Source organism: Streptomyces sp. NPDC018833, from assembly GCF_044390825.1.
Classification (GTDB): Bacteria; Actinomycetota; Actinomycetes; order Streptomycetales; family Streptomycetaceae; genus Streptomyces.
In genome coordinates this window covers 358,457-382,001 of sequence record NZ_JBIRZM010000002.1, presented here as the reverse complement: position 1 = coordinate 382,001, position 23,545 = coordinate 358,457, and the positions used below count along the sequence as shown (strand labels likewise).

At 72.4% G+C, this 23,545-nt stretch carries 22 protein-coding genes and 1 pseudogene; 13 read left to right on the top strand and 10 right to left on the bottom strand.

The window, feature by feature from the left end; all coding sequences use genetic code 11:
* Positions 1-36: 36 nt before the first annotated feature.
* Entirely contained in the window at positions 37-2,211 is a 2,175-nt protein-coding gene (locus ACH5AF_RS05640) for a SpoIIE family protein phosphatase (protein ID WP_398900142.1), read from the top strand.
* A gap of 54 nt (positions 2,212-2,265) precedes the next feature.
* Here the strand turns inward: ACH5AF_RS05640 and ACH5AF_RS05635 are convergent.
* Positions 2,266-2,388 (bottom strand): annotated as a pseudogene (locus ACH5AF_RS05635) (hypothetical protein); the annotation flags it as partial.
* Between the two features lie 215 nt (positions 2,389-2,603).
* Positions 2,604-2,993 carry a VOC family protein gene (locus ACH5AF_RS05630; protein ID WP_398900141.1) on the bottom strand — a complete coding sequence of 130 codons (390 nt, stop codon included), beginning with the start codon at positions 2,991-2,993 and terminating at the stop codon, positions 2,604-2,606.
* Between the two features lie 854 nt (positions 2,994-3,847).
* Between ACH5AF_RS05630 and ACH5AF_RS05625 the strand changes: the two genes are divergently transcribed.
* Together ACH5AF_RS05625 and ACH5AF_RS05620 are read left to right on the top strand one after the other, a co-directional pair.
* Positions 3,848-4,693 carry a VOC family protein gene (locus ACH5AF_RS05625; RefSeq protein WP_398900140.1) on the top strand — a complete coding sequence of 282 codons (846 nt, stop codon included), beginning with the start codon at positions 3,848-3,850 and terminating at the stop codon, positions 4,691-4,693.
* A 145-nt stretch (positions 4,694-4,838) separates the two neighbouring features.
* The gene (locus ACH5AF_RS05620; protein ID WP_398900139.1) at positions 4,839-5,519 is read left to right on the top strand and encodes an HAD family hydrolase; all 681 of its coding nucleotides are present in this window, start codon (positions 4,839-4,841) and stop codon (positions 5,517-5,519) included.
* A gap of 33 nt (positions 5,520-5,552) precedes the next feature.
* Here the strand turns inward: ACH5AF_RS05620 and ACH5AF_RS05615 are convergent, their stop codons facing one another.
* Entirely contained in the window at positions 5,553-6,590 is a 1,038-nt protein-coding gene (locus ACH5AF_RS05615; protein ID WP_398900138.1) for an NAD-dependent epimerase/dehydratase family protein, read from the bottom strand.
* A 296-nt stretch (positions 6,591-6,886) separates the two neighbouring features.
* Between ACH5AF_RS05615 and ACH5AF_RS05610 the strand changes: the two genes are divergently transcribed.
* The 5 genes from ACH5AF_RS05610 to ACH5AF_RS05590 all read left to right on the top strand — a co-directional run bounded on the left by ACH5AF_RS05610 (position 6,887) and on the right by ACH5AF_RS05590 (position 10,527).
* On the top strand, positions 6,887-7,573 hold the full coding sequence (locus ACH5AF_RS05610) for a HemK2/MTQ2 family protein methyltransferase (RefSeq protein WP_398900445.1): 687 nt from the start codon (positions 6,887-6,889) through the stop codon (positions 7,571-7,573).
* 37 nt (positions 7,574-7,610) lie between these two features.
* Positions 7,611-7,757 carry a CDGSH iron-sulfur domain-containing protein gene (locus tag ACH5AF_RS05605; protein WP_398900444.1) on the top strand — a complete coding sequence of 49 codons (147 nt, stop codon included), beginning with the start codon at positions 7,611-7,613 and terminating at the stop codon, positions 7,755-7,757.
* Positions 7,754-8,779 (top strand): iron-containing redox enzyme family protein, encoded by a 1,026-nt coding sequence (locus tag ACH5AF_RS05600; protein WP_398900137.1) that lies wholly within the window; start codon positions 7,754-7,756, stop codon positions 8,777-8,779. The genes ACH5AF_RS05605 and ACH5AF_RS05600 overlap by 4 nt, the downstream gene beginning before the upstream one ends.
* A gap of 188 nt (positions 8,780-8,967) precedes the next feature.
* A complete protein-coding gene (locus tag ACH5AF_RS05595; protein WP_398900136.1) occupies positions 8,968-9,219 on the top strand; it encodes a DUF5133 domain-containing protein in 252 nt (83 codons plus the stop codon).
* A gap of 69 nt (positions 9,220-9,288) precedes the next feature.
* Positions 9,289-10,527, top strand: coding sequence for an aromatic acid exporter family protein (locus tag ACH5AF_RS05590; RefSeq protein WP_398900135.1), 1,239 nt, complete (start codon positions 9,289-9,291; stop codon positions 10,525-10,527).
* Between the two features lie 26 nt (positions 10,528-10,553).
* On the opposite strand, the gene ACH5AF_RS05585 is transcribed toward ACH5AF_RS05590, so the two are convergent.
* The 5 genes from ACH5AF_RS05585 to ACH5AF_RS05565 all read right to left on the bottom strand — a co-directional run bounded on the left by ACH5AF_RS05585 (position 10,554) and on the right by ACH5AF_RS05565 (position 14,546).
* Positions 10,554-11,819, bottom strand: a complete 1,266-nt coding sequence (locus ACH5AF_RS05585; RefSeq protein ID WP_398900134.1) for a cytochrome P450 — start codon at positions 11,817-11,819, stop codon at positions 10,554-10,556.
* A gap of 55 nt (positions 11,820-11,874) precedes the next feature.
* Positions 11,875-12,663, bottom strand: a complete 789-nt coding sequence (locus ACH5AF_RS05580) for an RNA polymerase sigma factor SigF (RefSeq protein WP_215180055.1) — start codon at positions 12,661-12,663, stop codon at positions 11,875-11,877.
* Between the two features lie 196 nt (positions 12,664-12,859).
* Positions 12,860-13,600 (bottom strand): metallophosphoesterase, encoded by a 741-nt coding sequence (locus tag ACH5AF_RS05575; protein WP_398900133.1) that lies wholly within the window; start codon positions 13,598-13,600, stop codon positions 12,860-12,862.
* Positions 13,597-13,851: a BON domain-containing protein gene (locus ACH5AF_RS05570; RefSeq protein ID WP_398900131.1), complete on the bottom strand. Its 255-nt coding sequence runs from the start codon at positions 13,849-13,851 to the stop codon at positions 13,597-13,599. Before ACH5AF_RS05570 ends, ACH5AF_RS05575 begins: the two co-directional genes overlap by 4 nt.
* Complete coding sequence (locus tag ACH5AF_RS05565) at positions 13,848-14,546, bottom strand: nucleotidyltransferase family protein (protein ID WP_398900130.1); 699 nt, start codon at positions 14,544-14,546, stop codon at positions 13,848-13,850. Before ACH5AF_RS05565 ends, ACH5AF_RS05570 begins: the two co-directional genes overlap by 4 nt.
* A 280-nt stretch (positions 14,547-14,826) precedes the next feature.
* Here ACH5AF_RS05565 and ACH5AF_RS05560 point away from each other — a divergent pair, with 280 nt between their 5' ends.
* Both ACH5AF_RS05560 and ACH5AF_RS05555 read left to right on the top strand, forming a co-directional pair.
* Positions 14,827-15,225, top strand: a complete 399-nt coding sequence (locus ACH5AF_RS05560) for an STAS domain-containing protein (protein ID WP_398900129.1) — start codon at positions 14,827-14,829, stop codon at positions 15,223-15,225.
* A 10-nt stretch (positions 15,226-15,235) separates the two neighbouring features.
* Positions 15,236-15,724, top strand: a complete 489-nt coding sequence (locus ACH5AF_RS05555) for an ATP-binding protein (RefSeq protein WP_398900128.1) — start codon at positions 15,236-15,238, stop codon at positions 15,722-15,724.
* A gap of 62 nt (positions 15,725-15,786) precedes the next feature.
* Here the strand turns inward: ACH5AF_RS05555 and ACH5AF_RS05550 are convergent, their stop codons facing one another.
* Complete coding sequence (locus ACH5AF_RS05550; RefSeq protein WP_398900127.1) at positions 15,787-16,665, bottom strand: SigB/SigF/SigG family RNA polymerase sigma factor; 879 nt, start codon at positions 16,663-16,665, stop codon at positions 15,787-15,789.
* A gap of 129 nt (positions 16,666-16,794) precedes the next feature.
* Between ACH5AF_RS05550 and ACH5AF_RS05545 the strand changes: the two genes are divergently transcribed.
* Together ACH5AF_RS05545 and ACH5AF_RS05540 are read left to right on the top strand one after the other, a co-directional pair.
* A complete protein-coding gene (locus tag ACH5AF_RS05545) occupies positions 16,795-17,220 on the top strand; it encodes an ATP-binding protein (RefSeq protein WP_398900126.1) in 426 nt (141 codons plus the stop codon).
* A 267-nt stretch (positions 17,221-17,487) separates the two neighbouring features.
* Positions 17,488-20,433 (top strand): HAMP domain-containing protein, encoded by a 2,946-nt coding sequence (locus ACH5AF_RS05540; protein ID WP_398900125.1) that lies wholly within the window; start codon positions 17,488-17,490, stop codon positions 20,431-20,433.
* A gap of 89 nt (positions 20,434-20,522) precedes the next feature.
* On the opposite strand, the gene ACH5AF_RS05535 is transcribed toward ACH5AF_RS05540, so the two are convergent.
* Positions 20,523-22,781 carry a SpoIIE family protein phosphatase gene (locus tag ACH5AF_RS05535; RefSeq protein WP_398900124.1) on the bottom strand — a complete coding sequence of 753 codons (2,259 nt, stop codon included), beginning with the start codon at positions 22,779-22,781 and terminating at the stop codon, positions 20,523-20,525.
* Positions 22,782-23,040: 259 nt separating this feature from the next.
* Here ACH5AF_RS05535 and ACH5AF_RS05530 point away from each other — a divergent pair, with 259 nt between their 5' ends.
* Positions 23,041-23,364 (top strand): plasmid stabilization protein, encoded by a 324-nt coding sequence (locus tag ACH5AF_RS05530; RefSeq protein ID WP_215180035.1) that lies wholly within the window; start codon positions 23,041-23,043, stop codon positions 23,362-23,364.
* Positions 23,365-23,545: the final 181 nt, after the last annotated feature.

Genomic DNA, 23,545 nt, shown 5'->3' with positions numbered 1-23,545 from the left:
CCGAAGGGCTGCGTTCCGCGCTGGTGCGGGGGGAGTATGGGATGGATCCCGCCATCCCGGTGTGAGGACGTGAGCGGACCGGCGTGCCTGAGCATCGTGACTGGGGAAGGAGCGACTGTGGGCAGCAGCGCTGACGTGTTCCGTGCCGGCCTCGTAGCAGACGGCCGCGCGGACGCGGCGCTGTCGCCGCCGGGCGCGCTCATGGACGTGCTCTCGGTCGCTGCCGTCGTGCTCGACTCGCAGGGCCGCATCGTGCTGTGGAGCCCACAGGCGGAGCAGCTGCTCGGCTACACCGCGCAGGAGGCGCTCGGGCAGTACGCCGCCCAGCTACTGGTCGCCGACGAGCACTTCGACCTGGTGCTCAGCCTGTTCCAGCAGGTCATGGAGAGCGGGCAGGGCTGGGAGGGCGTCTTCCGGGTACGGCGCAAGGACGGCTCCACGCGGCTGCTGGAGTGGCGCAACATGCGGCTGCAGGACGACCTCGGCGGCTACTACGCGCTGGGACTCGCCACCGACCAGGCGACGCTGCGCCGCGTCGAGCGGGACCTGGCCCTGTCCGTGCGCCTGGTGGACCAGTCCCCGATCGGCCTCGCCGTTCTCGGCAGCGATCTGCGGTACGTGGCGGTCAACCCCGCGCTGGAGCGGATTGGCGGCCTTCCCGCTGACGAGCTCGTGGGCCGCAGCATCCGCGAGACGCTGCCGTTCGGGGACGCCGAGAGCCTGGAGGCCGCGATGCGCGACGTCCTCGCCTCCGGCGCGCCGCTCCTGGACCGGTATGTGCTGGGCCGGGTCCCGTCCGACCTGCTCGGTGAGCACGCCTGGTCGGTGTCCATGTACCGGCTGGAGGACCCCGGCGGACGCGTACTGGGCCTCGCCGTCTCCGTCGTGGACGTCACCGACAGGCACCGCGCGGCCACCGAGGCCGAACGGGCCCGCCGGCGCCTGGCCCTCGTCGCCGACGCCTCGGTACGGATCGGTACGACCCTCGACCTGGAGCAGACGGCCCGCGAGCTCGCCGACGTCGCGGTACCGGAACTCGCGGACGTGGCCGCCGTCGATGTCCTCGACAGCGTCCTCGCGGGTCCCGACGGCCGCCCCGTCAGGGTGCGCGAAGGGGGGCCGATGCTGATCCGCGCACTCGCGGTGGCCGCCGCGTACCCGACGGTGGCCGTCGAGGCCGCCGACCGCCCCGGCGAACTCGCCCGCTACGACGCCGGACGCCTCGTCACGCAGTGCGTCAGCACCGCCCGCCCGGTCACGATCCCGCGGCTGGACGAGCAGGATCTGCGCGACATCGCCCGGGACGGCAGGGCCGCGGGAATCCTCGCGGAGGCCGGAATCCACTCCTACATGGCCGTGCCGCTGATCGCACGCGGCGAGGTGCTCGGGGCGCTCGACCTCAAACGGGCCCGGAATCCCGAACCGTTCACCGAGGACGACGTCCTGCTGGCGACCGAGTTCGCCTCGCGTGCCGCCGTCTGCATCGACAACGCGCGGTGGTACCGCCAGCAGCGGCAGACCGCGCTCACCCTCCAGCGCAGCCTGCTGCCCGAGACGCCCGCTCACCTCGTCGGTCTCGAGGTGGCCTCCCGCTACCAGCCGGCGAGAGCGAACAGCGAGGTCGGCGGCGACTGGTTCGACATCATCCCCATGGAGAGGGAGCGCACCGCCCTGGTCATCGGCGATGTGATGGGCAGCGGGATCAACGCTGCCAGCGCCATGGGGCGGCTGCGCACCGCCACCCAGACGCTCGCCCGCCTCGCGCTGGACCCCGCCGTCGTGCTGCGCCACCTCGACGAGATCACCGCCGGGCTCGACCCGTACATCGCCACCTGTATCTACGCTGTGTACGACCCCCACCGCGCCCAGTGCTGTATCGCCAACGCGGGCCACCTCCCGCCCGTGCTCGTACGCAGCGGCTGCGCACCACGGCTCCTCGACCTGCCCACCGGGACACCGCTCGGTGTCGGGGGTGTCGCCCTGCGCAGCGTCACCGTCGGCATCGATCCGGGGGACGTGCTCGTCCTGTACACGGACGGTCTGGTCGAGACACGCGACCAGGACATCGACGCACGGCTGGACATGCTGCTCGGCCTGCTCCAGACCTCGGATCCCGAGCTGGGCCAGACCTGCGACCGGCTGCTGCACGCCCTGCGCCGGCCGGACACGCCGGACGACGTCGCCCTGCTCGTCGCCCGGGTGACCGGCTGACACGTCACCCGCGAGCCCATAGGCCGGCCGGCCCGACGTCAACCCCCGTCTACGGAAGTCCACCCACGGGGCGGGGGCGGCCTCCGCCCGGGGCTCGGCGTGTCGGGCGAGCAGCTCGGCACGCCGGGGCGTGAACCGCCGGCGCAGCTCGGCCACGAACGCGAGGGCCGCGTCGGTCGCGGACGCGGGGACGCCAGGGCGGTCTCGGTGACCGGTCGCCCTACTTCGTCGAGTCGCGGCTGCGCGACTTCGGAGCGAAGGTCACCACCGGGCCGGCGTGGTCGAGCACCGTGGTCGAGGACGGCAACCTGATCACCGGCCAGAACCCGCAGTCGAGCGCCGACACGGCCCGGCGCGTGGTCGGGGCGCTGGCCGCCCGCTGGACCGGGGTCTCACGCGGTGTGTGGCACGGCCTCCAGCGTGAAGGAGTGCCCGGCGGGATCGGCGTACACCCGCGCATTGCCCGCGCCCGGTCCGGCGCCGCTGTCCACCGGCGTCGCTCCCAGGCCCACCGCCTCGCGCTCCGCGGCGTCGAGGTCGCCCTCGGCGACACGGATGTACAGGTGCGACTGCTGGGAGTCCTCCGGGCGTGGCCAGCTCGGGGGCGCGTATCCATGATCGCGCCGCACCGCGAGCCGTACGCCGTCCGGGCCGGCCACCTCGACAAAGTCGGGATCGGCGCCGACGCGGACCTCCGCGTGGAGCAACGCCGCGTAGAAGTCGGCTAGTTGGCGGGGTTGTGTCGAGTCGAGGACGAGGACAGGAGTCTTCGTAACCGTCATGCGCTCCGCCTACCCCGGCGACGCGCCCCAACACGGCCCCTCGTCCGACGGGTTCGGTATCGAACCGTCCGGCCGAGGGGTGAGGCGGGTGCCCTGGCGCGCCCGGCAGCCTGAGGCGCATGGCCCTCAGGGCCATGCGGTGCCTACCCGGCTCACATGGCGCCTGCCCGTCTCATCGCGGGCCGGGCGGACAACGGGCGCCGTCCGCACCTGGCATTTCCCCCGGCTGCACGTCGCCGTATGTCGCCGTCATGTCGCCGTCGGTCGCGAAGCAGACCTGTTCGTCTCTCGGCGGCGTGTGCCGTCCGGGCCGAGCGGCCTCATGATCGTCCAACGGCACGCGTGGCCCGCGCGGGCCGGCCGCCGCGACGTGCTCGGCCGCATGGCCCATAGGGGCTGCCTTGGGGTCGGCTATCCGTCTCGGACGGGCGCCGGGCTCGGCTGGCCAGTGGGCACGGGCCGGCGGGCACGAGCGCGGCCGGCAGCGTGGTGTCGTCACCGACGGTCGCGGACCGGGCGACCGTTCGCCGTGCGAGCAGGCCCCTGCCGGTGCCGCCCCGCTCGCCGCGGGGCCATGCACTCACCGGTCAGGCCGCGCGGACTGCGGTTATCGGGACGTCGAGCGGGCACCCGCAGGGCGACGGCCGGTGGAGTCAACGGCTGAGCGTGGAGTCCGGAACGTCCGGCAGGCACTGCCGTATCGGCGCACGTGGCGACACGGTCGCATACAGTGACATTCGGGCTGGCCTCTTCCCGCCGCACGCAGGAACATGGGTTCCGGGACGCGGCACCAGCCAGGCGCCGCCGGCCCGAGCGACAGGTCCCAGCCGAGCCCCCGACACCGGGACATGGTGATGAACGACAAGACGACCCCGGCCCGGTCCGCGACCGCCGCGCAGAGCGCGGCGGTGTTCGGCGCGCCGTGCTGGGTCAGCCTCATGGCTCGCGACCTCCGGGCCGCCCAGGACTTCTACGGGGCCGTCCTCGGGTGGAGGTTCCGAAAGGGCAGGCTCGGCGAGGACTTCAGCGTCGCGATCGCCGATGGCGCGCCGGTCGCCGGTATCGGCGCTCTCGCCCCCCGGCTGACGGTCGCGGTGGCGTGGACCCCCTACTTCGCCGTCAGGGACGCCGACGAGGCGGCCGGCCGGATCAGGGAGCGCAGCGGCACGGTCGCGGTCGGCCCCCTCTCCCTGGCAACCGGACGCGGGGTGCTCGCCGCGGACCGTGACGGCGCGGTGTTCGGCATCTGGGAGGGCGAGCTGGTGAGGGACTGGCCGGCCTGGCGGGACAGTCCGCCCGCCTGGATCAGGTTGCTCGCCAGGGACGCCTTCGAATCCGCCATCTTCTACGGGGAGATCCTCGACTGGGCCTCCGACCGCGCCGGCTGCTGCGAGGTGAGCTACGCGGAGGACGCGGTCCTGCTGCACCGCGGCGGACGGGTGCTCGCCCGGCTCACTTCCGGCGCCGACGGCACCGCGATCAACCCCCTGCTGCACCCACGCTGGCACGTGCACTTCGCCGTCAAGGACGTCGAGGAGACCGCGCACACGGCCCGCAGACACGGCGCGACCCTGCTCGGGGAACAGTCCACGGCACGCGGCATGGAGGTGAGCCTGCGCGATCCGGACGGCGCGATCTTCACGGTCAGCTCGTTGGACGACGCGGTTCCGGGCCCTGACGCCAGCCTCGTCGGCCCATAGCGGCCCGTAGCGTTTCGGGCCACCCGGGCCACCCGGGCCACCCGGGCCACCCGGGCCACCCGGGCCACCCGGGCCACCCCCGCCCCCGCCCCTCGGGGCCTCCGACCCGCCCATCCCCGACCGCGCCGGACGCAGAGAGGCCGTGATGGAACGCGCCGCCGTCTTCGACGTGGACGGGACCCTCGTCGACACCAACCATCTGCACGTCACCACCTGGTGGGAGGCCTTCCGGCAGGCCGGCCACCGCGTCGCCATGCACGACATCCACCGCGCCGTCGGCCTCCCCGGCGGCGACCTCGTGGCCCACCTGCTGGGCGACGGCCGGGACAAGAGCCGGGACGACGCCGTCAAGGCAGCGCACACGGCCCTCTACGCCACGTACTTCGGCCGGCTGCCGCCTCTAGACCAGGCCGGGCAGCTGGTGCGTACGCTCTCCCGCTCCGGGTGGACCGTGGTGCTGGCGACCTCGGCCTCGGGGACGGAGCTGTCGGCGCTGCGGCGGGCCGTCGACGCGGACGACGCCATCAGCGCCATGGCGAGCGCCGACGACGTCGCCGAGGGCAAGCCCGCGCCCGAGCCGGTCCAGCAGGCGCTGGAGCTCGCGGGCGTGCCCGCCGAACGCGCCGTCTTCGTCGGGGACACGGTGTGGGACATGCGGGCCGCGCGGCGCGCGGGCGTGCTGTGCGTCGGTCTGCTGTGCGGCGGCATTCCCCGCGCGGACCTCATCGAGGCGGGAGCGGACGCCGTCCACGACCACCCGGCGGATCTGCTCGCCGCCCTGCACACCGGCCCGTTCGCGGAAATCGTCCGCCGGACCACGAGCTGACACCGGCCCCGCGCGAGCCCCGTGGGGAGGCCGTCAGTGGGCCTTGTGCCCCGCCAAGGGCGCGGTCGGCTCGCCACTGCCCTCCCGTACGCCCCGCAGGAACGCCTGCAAAGCCTCCACCGAGGTGTGCGCCGGACGCCACTCCAGCTCCTCGCGGGCCCGCGAGGAGTCCATCAGCGGCAGACGCAGCACCGCGTCGAAGAGCTGGGGCGATGCCGGTACGAGGCGCATCGCCCACGCTGCGGCCAGTGCCGCGTGCACGGGCCCCTTCGGCACCCGCACCACGCGCGCGTCGAGCAGTTCGCCGAGCACACCCGCGTCCACCACAGGGTCGGCGGCCAGATTGAACGCCCCGCGCGCGTCGAGAATGACGGCGAGGAGATAGGCGTTCGCGGCGTCCTCGGTGTGCAGCACCTGGAAGCGGAGTCCTTCGATGTCCGGTACGACGGGGACCAGCGACGGCCTGATCAGCGAACCCGGCATGAAACGCCCGGCGAAGATGCGGCGCTGCTCGCTCGCCGAGGTCTCCTTGAACAGGAAGCCGGGGCGCATCCGCACGACACGGACCTGCGGATGCCGCTCCTCGAAGGCGTCGAGCACCCGCTCCAGGTAGGCCTTCTCACGGCAGTAGGCGGCATGGGGCAGCCCGTGGGTCGGCCACGACTCGTCGACGCCCGGAAGGGACTTCGGGCCCGGGGCGTACGCGCCCACGGACGAGGCGTGCACCAGCGCGGGTACACGGGCCGCCACGACGGCGTCGAAGACCCGCAGGGAGCCGAGGACGTTGCTCTGCCAGGTCGTGCCGGGATCGTGCGTGGGCTGGAACCGCCAGGCCAGGTGCACCACCGCGTCGGCGTCCTGGAAATGCCGGCCGAGGTCGGTCGCCGCGTCGTCGGCCGAAAGGTCGACGGCGGCCCACTCCGTCCGGGAGATGTGCAGCTCGGGCGGGCGGCGCGCCAGCCCGAGGACCGACGCGATCCGCGAATCGCCGGAGAGTGCCCGCACCACACTCGTGCCGACATTCCCGGTTCCCCCTGTGACCACCACTCGCAGCCCTGTTGTCGCGCTCATCGGGCCTCCGTCGTGCCGTTGTCCCGCAGTCGGATGTTCGGTGCCCTCCGGGTCCCCCCACCGGCCGGACCGAAACAGGCGATTCGCGTGCCTGCGACGCGCACGCCGGCCACAACGCCTGCGACGCCCATGCCGAGTCGCGACGCCTGCGACGCGCACGCCGGGCCGAAACCGCCGCCACGCATGCACGATGCCGACTCCGCAGGCGAATGATCGGGATGAATGCAGCTGATGCGGGCACCCGGGGATCACGGCCGGGCGACGACCGCCCGCACGAGACCCCCGAGGTGGCGACCATGGTGACAACCGCGACGCCGGAGAGGACGCGTCCGCCCGGGCTGCTGCGCACCCCGGGCGTGTACGTCCCGCAGAGCGACACGTTCCTGTTGCAGGACGCGATGGAACGCGAACCGCTGCGGCCGGGCGCCGAGGTATTGGACGTGGGAACGGGCAGCGGTGCCCTGGCGCTCGCGGCCGCCCGGCGCGGTGCGCGGGTGACCGCCGTCGACACCTCCTGGCGCGCCGTGCTCACCACCCGCGTCAACGCCGCCCTCGCCGGCCACGGTGTGGAGGTGCTGCACGGTGACCTTCTCGCACCCGCCGTCGGCCGCCGTTTCGACCTGATCGTCGGCAACCCGCCGTACGTGCCCGCACCGCAGGCGCGGCCTCCCCGGCGCGGTCCGGCCGTCGCCTGGGACGCGGGGCCCGACGGACGCGCGGTGCTCGACCGGATCTGCGACGGTGCCGCGGCGCTGCTGCGCCCGCGCGGGGTGCTGCTGCTCGTGCACTCCGCGCTGTGCGGCGTGGCGCCCACGCTGGAACGTCTGCGGCGCACGGGTCTCGAACCGGACGTGGTGGACCGGGAGAAGGTGCCGTTCGGGCCGGTCATGACCTCCCGGGCCGCCTGGCTGCGACAGCGGGGGCTCATCGCCCCCGGTGAGGACAAGGAAGAGCTGGTGATCGTCCGTGCCGACCGAATCTGAGCGGCCCCGCCGCATCACTCCCACCCGCGAGGGGCCGATGCTCGTCGAGGGCCCGGTGGACGTCGTCCTGGACGACGGGACCGTTGCCATGTCCGACCGTTTCACGGTCGCGTTGTGCACCTGCCGGCGCAGCCGGGCCTACCCGTGGTGCGACACCAGTCATCGGCGGCGGGTCAGGAAGTGAGCGCCGTGCAGGGCCCCACGCCCCTCGGGCGGGGCACGGCGGAGCGGCTACTGCCGCAGGCTCGCGGCGAGCTGTCGGGCGCCGTCCTCGATGCCCTGCGGGGCTCACCGGTCGTGGCACGGCTTCCCGCCGTGCGCGAGGCCGAAGGCGCCGATCCCCTCGGCGACGACCTGCAACTCGCCCTGTACGCCTGCTATGAACTGCACTACCTCGGCTTCGTCGGCGTCGACGGGGCCTGGGAATGGGACCCGGACCTGCTGCGGTTGCGCGCGGGCATGGAGGAGAACTTCCTCTGCGCCCTGCGCGCCGGGACCCGCGGCAATCCGGACCTCGAGGAGGCACTCGGCGATCTGCTCGTCGAGCCGGTCCGGGGCACCGGGGTCAGCCGCTACCTGCACGAGGAGGGCTCGCTGTGGCAACTGCGCGAGTACGCGGCCCAGCGCTCGCTCTACCACCTGAAGGAGGCCGACCCGCACGCCTGGGTCATCCCGCGCCTGCGCGGCCGGGCGAAAGCGGCGTTCGTCGCGGTGGAGTTCGACGAGTTCGGCGGCGGCCGGCCCGAACGCATCCACGCCCGCCTCTTCGCCGACCTCATGGCCGACCTGGGCCTCGACACCGCCTACGGCCGCTACACCGACGCCGCGTCCGCCCAGATGCTGGCGACGGTCAACCTGATGTCCCTGTTCGGGCTCCACCGCGCCCACCGCGGCGCTCTGGTGGGCCACTTCGCGGCCGTCGAGATGACCTCCTCGCCCGCGTCCCGGCGGCTGGCCGCGGCGATGCGTCGCACCGGGGCGGGCAGCGCCGCCGAGCGTTTCTACGACGAGCACGTCATCGCCGACGCCGTCCATGAGCAGATCGTGCGACGCGATGTCATCGGGGGACTGCTGGAGGGCGAGCCGTCACTCGCCCCGGAGGTGGCGTTCGGGATCGCCGCCACGGCGTTCGTCGAGGACCGGTTCGGGGAGCAACTGCTGGGCGCCTGGCGGCAGGGGGCGAGCAGTTTGCGGACGCAGGTGTGACATGAGACGGCGACGGAGGCCGGCTCGGCCGTACGGCTGTGAACCCACTACGGAAACCTTACGGCTGTGAACCACTACGGAAAGTGATGGCCCGCGTGGCGGAATGGGCCGCTCCGGATCACAATGAGGCACCGGACGGACGTCGTTCCGCCGTGTGGCCGGGGGCCGCAGAAACCGGGAGACCCACGATGCTGATGCCCGACACGAGCGTCATCACCAGGCTGATTGCCCGCTACCGGGCCCAGGAACACCACCTCCTCGCGGCTCCGCACGACGAGCACGCCCGAAGACGCTTCGAGGACACCGCCTATACGCTGTGCGTCCTGATGTGCGAGCGTACGGCCCGCGAGGCGGTGCTGGCAGCCGAACGCTACGTACACCGCCACGCCCGCTCCGGCGCGCAGCCCATGGGCAAGCGCGCGGCGTCCGGCGGCTGCTGACCAGGCGGGCGTCCGCAGCGGCCGGCCGGACCGGCGAGGGAAGGCCGAACCGGCTCAGGAAGGACCAAGGTGCCCGAAGTCCGCAGAGCGCTTCCCCAGCCCGTCGCCGGCTTCGTGCGCCGGCGCAAGGAACCCGTCGTCACCCAGACTCTGCGCTCCACGGCGGCGGCGACCATCTCCTACGTCGTCGCCCTGCACGCGGTCAACAGCTCGGCGCCGCCGCTGACGGCCCCCCTCACCGCCCTCCTGGTCGTCCAGGTCACCCTCTACTCCACCCTCACCACCGGCATCCGGCGGGTGAACTCGGTCGTCGTCGGCGTACTCATCGCCATCGGGTTCAGTGTGCTCGTCGGGCTGAGCTGGTGGAGCCTCGGCCTGATCATCCTCGCCTCCCTCGTGGTCGGCCACATCGTGCGCGTCGACGAGTTCGTCCCCGAGGTGGCGATCAGCGCCATGCTCGTGCTCGGCGTGACCCAGGTCGCCGACACGGCCTGGGACCGGGTGCTGGAGACGCTGATCGGGGCGGTGGTGGGCCTGCTGTTCAACGTCGTCTTCGTGCCGCCGGTCTGGGTGGAGACGGCCGGGGACTCCATCGAGGACCTGGCGCGGCGCATGCGGTTGCTGCTGCTGCGGATCGGCGAGGAACTGACCAGCCCGACGCCCGTCGAACGCGCCGCGGCCCGCCTCCACGAGGCACGCCGGCTCGACAACGACGTAGCCGACGTGGACGCGGCCCTGCGGCAGGCGGAGGACAGCCTGCGGCTCAACCCCCGTGTCAAGGAGGGCCTGCTGCACCGCATCGTGCTGCGCACCGGGCTGGACACGCTGGAGATCTGCGCGGTCGTCCTGCGCGTACTGGCGCGCACGCTCACGGACCTGGCCAAGGAACGCAGGGACGAGGCCCTCTTCCCGCACGAAGTGGGCGTCGCCCTCCAGGAACTGCTCGGCCACGTCGCCGACACCCTCGTCAGCTTCGCCGTCCTCGTCACCACCACGACCAGCGGCAGCGCGGATGCCGCCGAGGAGCGGCTGACCGGCGAACTCGCGGCCGCCCGCACGAGCCGGGACAACGTCGCCGAGCTGCTGCTGCGGGGCGTACGGGACCTGCCCAGGCAGTGGCAGCTGTACGGCGCCCTGCTCACGGAGGTCGACCGCATCCTCGACGAACTCGACCTCGACCACCGTTCCCGGCGCCTGATGGAGGAACTCGACCGCCACACCAGGGAACGGCGGGAGCGCCGCCCGCAACTCTTCTCGCTGTTGGACCGGGCGCGCGGACGCCGCAGGCGCAGTCCCGCGGCCCACTGACCGGACGCGGGGGCACCAGTGCGGTGTCAGTTCTCCGGAGCGGACCGCACGGCGATGACGAACCCGTCGGCGGGCCGGGTGGGGATCCGGCCCAGCGGGATGGACAGGTCCTGCTGCGGCACCTCGTACTCCAGCCGTGCCAGCCGTACCGCCAGGGTGGCCAGGAGCGCGACGACGATGTCCTCGCCGGGGCAGCGGTGGCCGGTCGCCACGTCGCCGCCGCCCTGCGGAATGAGGCCGTACGGGTCGGCGGGAGGACCGCCGGTGAAACGGGCCGGGTCGAAGACGTACGGGTCGGGCCACAGAACCGGATCGTGGTGGTGCCCGTACACGTCGAGGACGACCAGGGTGTCCTTGGTGATCTCCTCGTCCTCCCAGCGCAGATCCGCTGCTGCCAGACCGGGCACGAAGGGCACGAAGGGGTAGAAGCGGCGGACCTCGTGGGCGAACGCCTCCGCGTAGGCAGGATCGCCGGCCCGCAGCGCCTCGCGATGCCGGGGCCAGCGGTGCAGCGCATGCGCGGCGAACGCCATGAACCAGGCGACGGCGGCCGTGGGGCGCACGATGTTGAGCACCTCCACCGCCGCAGTGTGCGTGTCCAGCGGCCGGCCGTCCGCGTCCCGGTGCAGGGCGACCGTGCGCAGCGCCGATCCGTGCGGCGCGCCGTCCTCGTCCGGGACCGCGTCGCGGCGCACCGCCTCGATCAGCTCCCCGATCCACGCCTCCTGACGGGCCCTGGCCTGCCGGGCCCGCCGGTGCCGGGGGCCGGCGGCGGCGAATCCGTCGACCATGGCCACGAGGTCGTCCGCCATGGCCGGGGCCTCGTCCTCGCCGAGCGGGAAGCCCGCCCACGAGCAGACCGCACGTGTGATCACCCGTGCGGCCTCGGTGAACAGCTCCGTGCGCGGCATCGTGGCCCACGACCGGGCCGCGAGGTCCCACTCGGTGCCGGCGTGCTCCGCGAGACGGCCCACGGCCTGCTCGTTGCCCAGCAGGGACACGAACAGCGCCTTGCGGGCGCGGTGGTTCTCACCGTCCAGGGTGTGCACGGCCCCGCGCCCGAACAGGGTGTCGAGCACGGGGCCGGGCAGCGCCCCATGGCGCCTGACATGGCGTTCGTCGTAGAAGAAGCGTGCCGCGTCCACGCCGTGCAGCAGGACGGCCCGGCGGCCCAGCAGCCTGGTGCGGACGGGCGCGCCGCCCTCCCTGCGCAGCAGGTCGGGGAGCCAGGCATAGCCCTGGGTCAGGACGGAGATGGTGGCGTCGGGCCGCAGCGTCTCGCGAAGATCCATGCGCTCAGGGTTCCCCGCACCGCGGGGGAAATGATCAGTTTCGTGGCATTACCGCTCATGCGGCGTCCCGCATGACCTCGTTGCGGAGCTGGTCGCAGCAGCGGCTGATGAGCCGGGAGACGTGCATCTGGGAGATGCCCAGGGTCTGGGCGATGCTGCTCTGCGTCATATCGCGGAAGAAACGCATGTAGAGGATGCTCTGCTCCCGCTCCGGCAGCTTGCGCAGGCCCGGTTTGACCGCCTCGCGGTCGACGAGGACGTCGATCGCCGGATCGGCGGAGCCGAGGGTGTCCCCGAGGGAGTAGCCGTCGTCCGCGCCGGGCAGCTCGGCGTCGAGGGACAGGGCGGTGAAGCTCTCCAGAGCCTCCAGACCGAGGAGCGCGTCCTCCTCGCACACGCCCGCCCGCTCCGCGATCTCGGTGACCGTGGGGGAGCGGCCCGAAATCGTCTGGGTCAGGTCCTGACGTGCGAAGCGGACCCTGTTGCGCAGGTCCTGCACCCGGCGGGGGACGTGCAGGGCCCACATGTGGTCCCTGAAGTGACGCTTGACCTCACCGACGACGGTGGGAACGGCGAAGCTCTCGAAGGCTCCGCGTGAGGGGTCGTAGCGGTCGACGGCCTTCACCAGGCCGAGTGCGGCGACCTGTTGAAGATCCTCTAGGGATTCGCCGCGGTTGCGGAAGCGGCCCGCGATCCGTTCGGCCATGGGCAGCCAGGCCGCCACGATCTCCTGCCGCAGCTCCTGCCGCTCCGGCCCGTCGTCCAGCTCGGCCATCCTTTGGAAGGCCTCCGCGGTGTCGGGGGCGTCGGAGTGCGAATGCTTGCCTTGTGGCAACGTGCGCATGATGTCGGGTCTTCCTGCAGGGTGTGGTGCCTTGAAGGATTCGACTCATCCGCGGAAAGAGCTCGGGGCCGGTCTCCCGCACCCGGAGCATCGACTCCCGCGGGGTGTGCTTCCGTCCGAAGCACAACACGCGGCTGCCCGGGACTTCACGGCCAAAACGTGCCACGAAGGGCGCTTTTCGCGGCCCCGAACCGGCTCAGGGGGCGGCGGTCGCCCGCACCGGCAGGTGGTAGACGGCGAAGGCGTGCCCGATCACCGGCTGCGCGACATTGCGAACCTTCACACCACCGGCCGTCAGGCCGTGCTCGATGCCCAGATGCGCGTGCCCGTGCACGGCGAGGTCGGCGCGGCCCTCGTCCACCGCCTCCGCGAGCAGGTAGCTGCCCAGGAACGGATAGATCTCCAGGGGCTCGCCGGCGAGGGTGTCCGGTACCGGGGAGTAGTGCGTGAGCGCGATCCGCACCGCGCAGCCGCGGTCCGCCAGCTCCAGCAGTGAACGGCACAGATCCGCCGCGCACCGCCGGGTGTAGCGGACGAACGCCTTCATCTCCGGTTCGCCGAACTCGCCCGCGCTGCGCCCCGCGAATCCGCCGCCGAAGCCCTTCGTACCGGCGACCCCGAGCCGGGTGCCGGCGATGTCCAGCACCGTCCCGGAACCCTCGAGCACCGTCACCCCGGCCCGCTCGAGTACCGCGGTGACCTTGTCCTCCTGATCGCTGTGGTAATCGTGGTTCCCCAGCACGGCGACCACGGGCACGCCGAGCCCCTCGACCTCGGCGGCCACGACCTCCGCCTCCTCCACCGTGCCGTGCCGCGTCAGATCACCGGCCAGCAGCAGGACGTCGGCGCTCGTGCCGAGGGTGTCGAAGGCCGGCCGCAGCGCACCGTGGCTGTCCGGACTCAGGTGGATGTCTCCGACGGCGGCTACGCGTATCACTCCAGCTCCTCGGGGCTTTCGGGGGCCGTGGCGCCGGCGATCATCAGATCGGCCCGTACCGGCAGCCCACCGAGTTCGGCTTCGGCGATGCGCAGGATCTCGGTCCGGCAGGCGGCGCTGGCCACGGTGCCGTTCAGGTGCACGTATCCACCGCGCATGTCGATCTGGACACCCAGTTCCGCGATGTCCTCCTCCGCGAGCCGCTCGCGCAGGCGCGCGATGCGGTACTCGGAGGCCTCGAGGCCGTTCACGGCGCACCTCCCGGGCCACCGGGCCGCGGCGGGATCACATCGAGCCGCTCCAGCAGATAGAGAAACGCGTCGGGCATCGGGGACGCCGCGTACTCGCGGCGCAGCGCGTCCCAGTCGACCCGTTCGCGCAGCGCCCGCGCGACGGGCAGCAACCGCCCGAAGTCGCAGTGGTGCTCGGACAGCGCCGCGAGCCTGCTGCTCATCAGGTCGGTCGGCGCGAGCACCGGCATGTGCACGGAGTCCACCGGTACGACCTCCGCCCGGTCCAGCAACTCCTTGGTGACCGGCCGGTGCGCCAGCTCGAAGATCAGGTCGATCTCCTCGCCCCCGGTCCGTGCTTTCACCAGCCAGTCCTCCGGCGGGGACACGACCTCCACCCCGCCGTCGGTGAGGGCCCGCACGACCCCCTCCGCGTCCTTGCGCCGCAGGCAGAAGTCCGAGTCGTGCTGCAGCCGCAGGGGAACGCCGTACGCGTACACGGCCACGCTCCCGACCAGGGCGAACGGGTAGCCGGATGCCTTGAGCAGCGCGGCCACCTCTTTGGTGGCCTGGAGGATCGACTGGGTGTGGTCCTCGGGCAGCGGCGCGGGTTCCGTCCGGGACGCCGTGGCCGCAGCACTGCCGCCCGCGCCCGTCACCCGGCCGGAAGGCGGCCGCAGCGGTGCGGCGCGCGGAGTTTCCTTGATGGGGTTCATCGCCGGTGCTCCGTCCAACGTCGGGAACGTCATGTACCCCCTCGGCGGCTGTTGATCCATGCTCGCACCTGTCGGGGTGGAATTCATGGAGACCGGTGTGCCAGCGCCGCAGGCGGGGTACCCGCAGGCTCCTCCGGTACGGCCGTCCACCGGTCCGCGGCGTGAGGACACCGACGGAAAGCGGTGGGCACGACGGCCCGTCCGGTCCACAGTCGTAGAGCCGCAAGCCGCGCCTCGCGCCGGCGCCGGCGCCGGCGCGAGGCAGAGGAGGCGAGAGCCCATGGGGCCGGAAGCCACCAGGGGGGCCGGGAATCCGGCGGCCACCGGAGAGGAACGGTTCTCTCTGACCACCGAGCGGCGGGCCGACGCCGTCGTCCTCACGCTCAGCGGCGAACTCGACCACGACACGGCCGGACCCCTGCGCGAGGCACTGGAGCGACATGTGGGCCAGGGAGCCCGGCGCATCCTCGTCGACTTCGGCCCGCTCAGCTTCTGCGACTCCACCGGCCTGAACGTCCTCCTGCACGCCCGGCTTGCGGCACAGGAGGCCGGCGGACGCATCGAACTCGCCGCGCTGCGCCCCCCGGTGGCCCGGATGTTCGAGATCACCGGAGCGGAAGCGGTCTTCCAGGTGTACGCCGGCGTCGACGAAGCGCTGGCGGACGAGCGGCCGGCATAGCGGGGGACCGATGAACACGACCCTCCGCGGCCCCGGACAGACCCGCAGGCTGACGCTGTACGGCACGAAGGGCGTGGTGAGCCGATGCCGCGACTTCACCCAGGACGCGCTCTACGACTGGGGGTGGACCCGGGGCAGGGACCTGATCGGACTCGAGGACGAGAACGGCGAGGTCGTCGAGGACGTGCTGCTCCTCGTCTCCGAGATCGTGACGAACGCCTGCCTGCACGCGGGCGGGCCGCAGGAAATCGTCCTCCACCAGTTCGGACCGCGGCTGCGGATAGAGGTGGCGGACGCCAGCCCCGCACCGCCGCGGCGCCGCGTGCCGAGCGACCTCACCCAGCCCGGCGGTCACGGCCTGATCATCATGGAGCGCCTCGCACACAGCTGGGGCGCCGAACCCCGCGGCTCGGGAAAGGTGGTCTGGGCCGAGATTCCCGTCCCCCCGCCCGCACACCGCGGGGAAGCGGCCGGCGGCGCGAGCCGGGCCGGGCCGTGAATCCCGCCGCCGTGAATCTGCTCAGGCACTCGGCCGCTCAGGGCCTCGGCGCTCAGGTCGCCTCAGGCTGTGATCCCCTCGCGCAGCGTCGCGAGGATCCGCGCGAGCAGCCGGGAGACATGCATTTGGGAGATGCCCAGGCGCTCACCGATCTCCGACTGCGTGAGCTCCTCGCGGAAGCGCAGCGACAGGATGAGCCGGTCCCGCTCGTCGAGCGTGGCGATCAGGGGCTTGAGCGCCTCCAGGCTGTCCACGATGTCGAACGCCGGATCCTCCACGCCCAGCCGGCGCGAGACCCCGGTGGACGCCTCCTCCTCGTTGACCGCCGTGTCCAACGACTGGGCGGTGTAGCCGTTGGACGCGCGCTCGCCCTCCAGCACTTCCTCCCGGCTGACGTGCAGATGCTCGGCCAGCTCGGCTGTGGTGGGCCGGCGCCCCAGCTGCTGCTCCATGACGTCGAGTGCCTTCGCGAGCTCGATCCGCAGCTCCTGCAGCCGCCTCGGTACGCGGACGGACCAGCTGGAGTCGCGGAAGTACCGCTTGATCTCCCCGACCACGGTAGGCAGCGCGAAGGACGCGAACTCCACCTCGCGTGCCACATCGAACCGGTTGATCGCCTTGATGAGCCCGATCGTGCCGACCTGGATGATGTCCTCCATCGGCTCCGCCCGATTGCCGAAGCGTGCCGCCGCGAACTTGACCAGGCTCAGGTTGAGCTCGACCAGTGTGTTGCGGACGTACGCGTACTCCGGGGTGCCCTCGTCGAGCTCGGCCAGGCGCCGCAGAAGCGTCGTGGAGAGCGGGCGTGCGTCCGCCGGACTGACGGCCCGGGGATCGGGAATCTCCGGCACCCCGGCCGCTGTGGCTCGGACCCTCCGGTCCGGGCGTGGCGGCGCGGCCGCCGTACGGGTCGATTGCTGGGTGGGTGCGGTGCTGGACATCAGGTTTCCTTCGACGGGGCGGAGGCCGGCGCTGCCGTTTGCAGCGGGACCGTCGGGTGAATTCCTGTTCTCGCAGATATTCCCTCATTTGACTGCTTTGATACCGATTTGCTGGGAACTGGCACCGATATGGGAAGCACGTCGCAACTACGCCCGGTGACCACCGGCCGCCGCTTCGCCCTCGACGGCGAAGCGGGTGTGGTGGCGCGCTGCCGTGACCTGACGCGCGAGGCCCTGCACGACTGGTTCCCGCTGGACGGGCCCGACGCCGCGGTGGCGGCCGGCGACGTGCTGTTGCTCGTCTCCGAGGTGGTCACCAACGCGTGCCGGCACGGCGGCTTCCCCTACGAGCTGGAACTCGCCCGCGGTCCCGGCCGCATCTGGGTCCAGGTCAGCGACACCAGCGCGCTGCGCCCCCGCCCCCTCGGCCCGCACCGCGCGTCCCGATCCTCCGGACACGGCCTCTACCTGCTGGAGCGGCTCTCCGCCGACTGGGGATGGGCCCGGCACGGCACCGGAAAGACGGTCTGGTTCGCGGTGGACATGCCCGAGTGAGCCGGTCCCGGTCGCCGTGGACGTGCCTGAGGCACCCTGTCCGGTTCGGCGCCGACGGCCCGAGTGAGCCGGTCCGTCCACTGCTTGGCGGGCCCGAGCCGGCCGGCCCGTTCGCCGGGGACGTGCCCGCATGAGCGGCCCGCACTGGCGGCGCTCCCGCTGGGGTGTCACGGCCATGCCCGCGTGCCACAGTGGAGGAAGCCGTAGGCGGTGCCGCGCGACGCCTGGTGACGCGCGCACCGCGCCCCCCACAGCGCGAGGTCTGCGATGGATGAGTCCGCCCGCGGGCCGGGCCCCGACCGGGGCCGGCCGTCCGCCGAGCTGAGCGAGGAGGGACTGAGGAAGCTGCTGGCCGGCCTCATCGCCGTACGCGACGGGGACCTGTCGGTCCGGCTGCCGAGCGACTCCCCGGACCTGCTCGGCGAGATCGCGGGAATCTACAACGACATGGTCGACCAGCTCTCCCTGGTCACCTCCGAGGTCACCCGCGTGGCACGCGAGGTCGGCGGGCAGGGGCTGCTCGGTGGCCAGGCGCGGGAGCCGCGCGTCAGCGGTGTGTGGAGCGAGCTGACCTCCGGCGTCAACACCATGGCCGACAACCTCACCTCACAGGTGCGCTCCATCGCCCAGGTCGCCACCGCCGTGGCGCGCGGCGACCTGACCCAGAAGATCCGCGTCGACGCCCGCGGCGAGATCCTCGAACTCAAGGAGACCATCAACACGATGGTCGACCGCCTGTCCTCGTTCGCCGAGGAGGTCTCCCGGGTGGCCCGCGAGGTCGGCACGGACGGCAACCTCGGTGGACAGGCCACCGTCCGCGGTGTCTCCGGCACCTGGAAGGACCTCACCGACAACGTCAACTCCATGGCGAACAACCTCACCAACCAGGTGCGCAACATCGCCCAGGTCACCACGGCCGTCGCACGCGGTGACCTCACCCGCAAGATCGACGTCGACGCCCGCGGCGAGATCCTGGAGCTGAAGACGACCATCAACACGATGGTCGACCAGCTGTCCTCGTTCGCCGCCGAGGTCACCCGGGTGGCGCGCGAGGTCGGCAGCGAGGGCCGGCTCGGCGGACAGGCGGAGGTGGCGGGCGTCTCGGGCACCTGGAAGCGGCTCACCGAGAACGTGAACGAACTCGCCGGCAACCTGACCCGCCAGGTGCGTGCCATCGCGGAGGTCACCAGCGCCGTGGCCGAGGGCGACCTCACCCGCTCCATCACGGTCGAGGCACCGGGCGAGGTCGGGGAACTCAAGGACAACATCAACGCGATGGTGGAATCCCTGCGCGCCACCATCCGGGCCAATGAGGAGCAGGACTGGCTCAAGACCAACCTGGCGAGGGTGTCCGCCCTGATGCAGGGCACCCGCAACCTCGACGTCGTCGCCGAACGGATCATGGAGGAGGTCCCGCCGCTGGTCCGTGCCCAGTACGGCGGCTTCTTCCTCGCCGAGCACGCAGCCGACGGTACCGAACTCGTGATGATCGCCTCGTACGGCTCTCCGGAGGGACCCGAAGCGCCGCCGCGCCGCTTCCGCATCGGTCAGTCCCTCGTGGGCCAGGCGGCCCGCAGCCGGCGCGCCATCGAGGTGCACGACCTGCCGCCCGGCTACGCCACCATCACCACCGGCACCGGCGGCACCGACCCCAGCCACCTGATCGTCCTGCCCGTCGTCCACGAGGGTCAGGTGCTCGCCGTCATCGAGCTCGCCGGCGTCCGCCCGCTGACCGTCCTCCACCGCGACTTCCTCGACCAGTTCATCGAGACGGTCGGCGTCAATGTGAGCACCCTCGTCGCCAACACGCGCACCGACGAACTGCTGGAGCGGTCCCAGCGGCTCACCGCCGAACTCAGCGCCCGCTCCAAGGAACTGACCGCCCGCCAGGAGGAGCTCCAGCGCTCCAACGCCGAACTCAAGGAGAAGGCGGCCCTGCTGGCCGACCGCAACCGCGACATCGAGCGGAAGAACCTGGAGATCGAGCAGGCCCGCCAGGAACTGGAGGCCCGCGCCCAGCAGTTGTCCAGGACCTCGATGTACAAGTCGGAGTTCCTGGCCAACATGAGTCACGAACTGCGCACCCCGCTCAACAGCCTGCTCATCCTGGCCCAGCTTCTCGCACAGAACCTCGAAGGCAACCTGACCGAGAAGCAGGTCGACTACGCGCAGGTCATCCACTCCGCCGGCTCGGACCTGCTCCAGCTCATCAACGACATCCTGGACCTGTCCAAGGTCGAGGCCGGCAAGATGCCCGTCCACCCGACCACCTTCGCGCTCGCCGGCCTCATGGAGTACGTCGAGGCCACGTTCCGGCCCGTCGCGGGCGAGCAGGGCCTCGCCTTCGAGGTGATCGCGGAGCCCGGCACCCCCGAGCGGCTGACCACCGACGAGTCCCGGCTGCGTCAGGTGCTGCGCAACCTGCTGTCCAACGCCCTGAAGTTCACCGAGCAGGGCAGTGTCGAACTGCGCGTCGCCGGTGTCCCCGACGACCATGTTCCCGCCTCCCTGCGCGGCGCCGGGCCCGTCGTCGCCTTCCACGTCCTCGACACCGGCATCGGCATCCCCTCCGACCGGCTGGAGAGCATGTTCGGCGCGTTCCAGCAGGGCGACGGCACCGCCTCCCGCCACTACGGCGGCACCGGCCTCGGGCTGTCCATCAGCCGTGAGGTCGCCAGCCTGCTCGGCGGTGTGATCGAGGTCGACAGCACCCCAGGACGCGGCAGTTGCTTCACCCTCTATCTGCCGGTCCACGGGCGCGGGGGCTCGACCGAGGCGTCCGCCGCCGCGGAAGCGGAGGAGGCCGACGAGCCCGCAGGCACGCCGGCGGCCGGGCACACCGTCCTCGTCGTGGACGACGACAGCCGCAACGTGTTCGCGCTCACGGAGATGCTCGAACACGAAGGCATCCGCGTCCTGACCGCCGACAACGGCACGGCCGGCATCGAACTGATGCGTACCCGCGAGGACATCGAGCTCGTCGTGATGGACGTGATGATGGCCGGCATGGACGGCTACGCCACCATGGCAGCCATACGCAAGCTCCTGCGCGGCCGGCACGTGCCGATCGTCGTCGTCACCGCCAAGGCCATGCCGGGCGACAGGGCCGAGGCGCTCGCCGCCGGGGCCGACGACTATGTGGCCAAGCCCGTCGACACCCTCCAGCTGCTGACGAAGATCCGGACCCTGCTGTCGGGAGAGCCCCGCCCGTGACGCGTGACCCGTGACTCGCCGGCACCCGGCACGGGCACCCGCACGGCAGCCATGTGCGTACGTGGCGGGGCCCACCGGCCGACCCCGGCTCAGCGCAGGCGGATGGCGATCAGGCTCGTGTCGTCGTCCGTGTCCCCGGTGGCCCCGCCGAGCAGCCGGTCCACCTGCTCCTGGACGGAGCAGGGCCCGAGCTCCTCGGCGGTCAGGCGCAGTGCGTCCAGCCCCTTGTCCAGGCCGTCGTGCCGCCGCTCGATGAGACCGTCCGTGAACAGCAACAGTGTGTCACCGGGGACCAGCCGGGTCGTGCGCTCCTCGTAGGAGGACGTGGGCAGGGCGCCCAGGAGGATGTCGTGCGGCGGCTCCAGCAGCCGGCCCCGGCCCTCGCGCACCAGCAGCAGTGGCAGATGACCCGCGCTCGCCCAGCGCAGCACACGGTCCGAGGGGTCGTACAGCGCGCAGACCGCCGTGGCCGTGGGGTGCCCCGGCGCATGCAGCGTCACCTCGTTGAGCCAGCCCATGAGCCGGCCCGGCGGATGACCCGTGAACGCCAGTCCCCGCAGCGCGTTGCGCAGCGCGACCATGCCCGTCGCCGAGTCGATCCCGTGCCCCGCGACATCGCCGACCGCGACCAGCACCTGCCCGCCCGGCAGCGGCAGGATGTCGTACCAGTCGCCGCCGACCCGGTACTCCGCCGCCGCCGGCCGGTAGCGGGCCGCGGCGCTCAGCCCCGGCAGCACGGCCGGTGACGGGATCTCGGGCACGATGGCCTGCTGCAACTGGAGCACCACCCGGTGCCGCAGCAGGGCCTGCGCGCGCACGGCGTTGAGCTGGTCGAACGTCGCGGTGAGCGCGACCTCGGTGTGGTACTCGGCGGAGATGTCCTGGTAGACGCCCGTGATCCCGGTGAGCGTGGACTCGCGCAGCAGCGGCTCGGCGGCGATCCGCACATGCCGCGGCCCGCCGTCCTGCCGCAGCACCCGGACCACGGCCGCCGCGCCCTTGCGGCGCTCCACCACATCGGCCAGCAGCTCGGCGAGATCGTCCGCGTCCTCGGGGTGCACGCGCGAGCCCAGTTCGGCGAGGGGGATGGGGGTCGCGTCCCGGGGCATGTCGAAGATCGCGTACGTCTGTTCGGTCCACGCCGTCCGGCCCGTGACCAGGTCGTCCTCGAACAGCGCGAGCCCCTGCAGCCGCCCCACCGCCCGGCCCACCGCGGTGCGGCGGTCGCTCGCCGTGTGCCAGAGGACGACGGCGCGGTCCCTGCCCGCCGGCAGGACCCGCACGTCCAGCAGCGGAGCGGGGGAGTCGCCGTTGTGCTCGGCGGGCAGTCGCGCCGCCCGCTGGAGGAACCCCGCGTACTGGGCGCGCCGGGCCATCGCCGACAGGTCCTTGTGCACCAGCGGGAACGCCACTTCGATGGGACGCCCCGCCACCCGGTGGGCCCCGCCGAGAGCCTCGGCGGCGTGCGCGTTGACGTGCTCGATGGACAGCTCCGAGGTGCCAGGGTCCCGGTGCAGGGTCATGGCGGGGTGGACCAGGGAGTCCAACAGATCGTCCAGCGCGGGGAATTCGGCGATCGGCTCGGCCGTCGCGCCCAGCAGCCGGCCGGCGACCTCCACCAGACCCGGCAGCACCATGCGCACCTCGTCGTCCAGCTCGGTGCTGTCCGGCCACACCGCCAGGGCAAGGCCCACCGCCGAGCCGCGCACCCGCAGCGGGAGGACGGCCCGTGCCGCCCGCTCGGAGGGGCCGGGCAGCACATGGCCGTCGGTGGTGCCCGACGGCAGCCAGACCGGTTCGCCCTCCATGAGCGCCTCGCGTACGGGCAAGGGGACGGCAGGCGGGATCCACCGCCACTGGGCCGCCTCCAGGGCGCTGACACCCGCATGCCCCACGAGCTCCAGGCAGCCGGACTCCGTCAGCCGCCACAGCCACAGCGCCTCCACTCCCAGCGGACGCAGACCGCCCTCCAGCAGCGTGGCCGCACCCTGCGACACCGAGTCCTCGGCCTCCGCCGCGGCCGTGACCCGGCGCAGCCGGCGTGCATCGGTCCACACCGTGCTGCCGGCGGACGGTGCGGACACGGCCATGGACCCGGCCACACCATTGACGATGTCGGCGGCGATGTCCTCCTGGCGGGTCGCCGCGGACCGCGCCAGCCGTGCCAGATGCTCGGCCGCCTCCGACGGGGTGGTCCGCAGCTGTGCGGCAAGGATGCCGGTGGCCAGATCGGTCAGATGCCGCCGGGTGATGTCGTCCCGCAGCGCGGCGTTCTCCTCGGCGAGCCGCTGGAGGATCGCCGGCGTGCCGTTCTGCCCGCCGCCTCCGAAGGACCCGTGCGCAGGCATGGTCTCGACCACTCCCCTTCCGGGCAGCGGTGGCGACCGGGAAGGATCGCCGCCCGCTGTGGAGTTTACGCGCGGCCGGGAGTCGTGGCACGTGTGCGCGAGCACTGCGGGCGCTGCCGGATTGCCGCCGGACGGCGCGGGTACCCGAAGTACCTAATCGCCGCCGCAGTCCGGTCGCGGCGATTGCGGCGATTGCGGCACCGTTCGGTGCGGCGCACGGTGGACGGGTCGGATTCCGTCCAGGTCAGAAGGAGTGGTCATGCCACGCGGTTCCAGTTCCAAGAGGGAACGGCAGTACGAGCACATCAAGGAGAGCGCCGAACAGCGCGGAGAAAGCACCAAGCGCGCCAAGGAGATCGCGGCGCGGACGGTGAACAAGGAGCGGGCCCGCTCGGGCGAGTCCCGTACGGCGAGTAAGACGTCCAAGCAGGACATGTCCTCCTCGAGCCGGGGCGGGAAGCGTTCAGGGAGCGGCGCCGGAGGACCGACGTACGACCAGCTGTACGCGGAGGCGCAGCGCCGCAATGTGCACGGCCGCTCCTCCATGAACAAGGCGGAACTGAAGCGCTCCCTCGGCAAGTGACGGCCTTCCCCGGCCCGGCCCTGCCCGGCGGTCCGGCCGACCGGGCACGCGTACGTCACCCGGCCGGCCGAACCTGCCGGATGTCCGTCGGCGTCCCGATGCCGTGAGCGTTCGGGTCGCGATGACCGTCACCGTCCCGATGCCGTGAGCGTTCGGGTCCCGGTGACTGTCACCGTCCCGA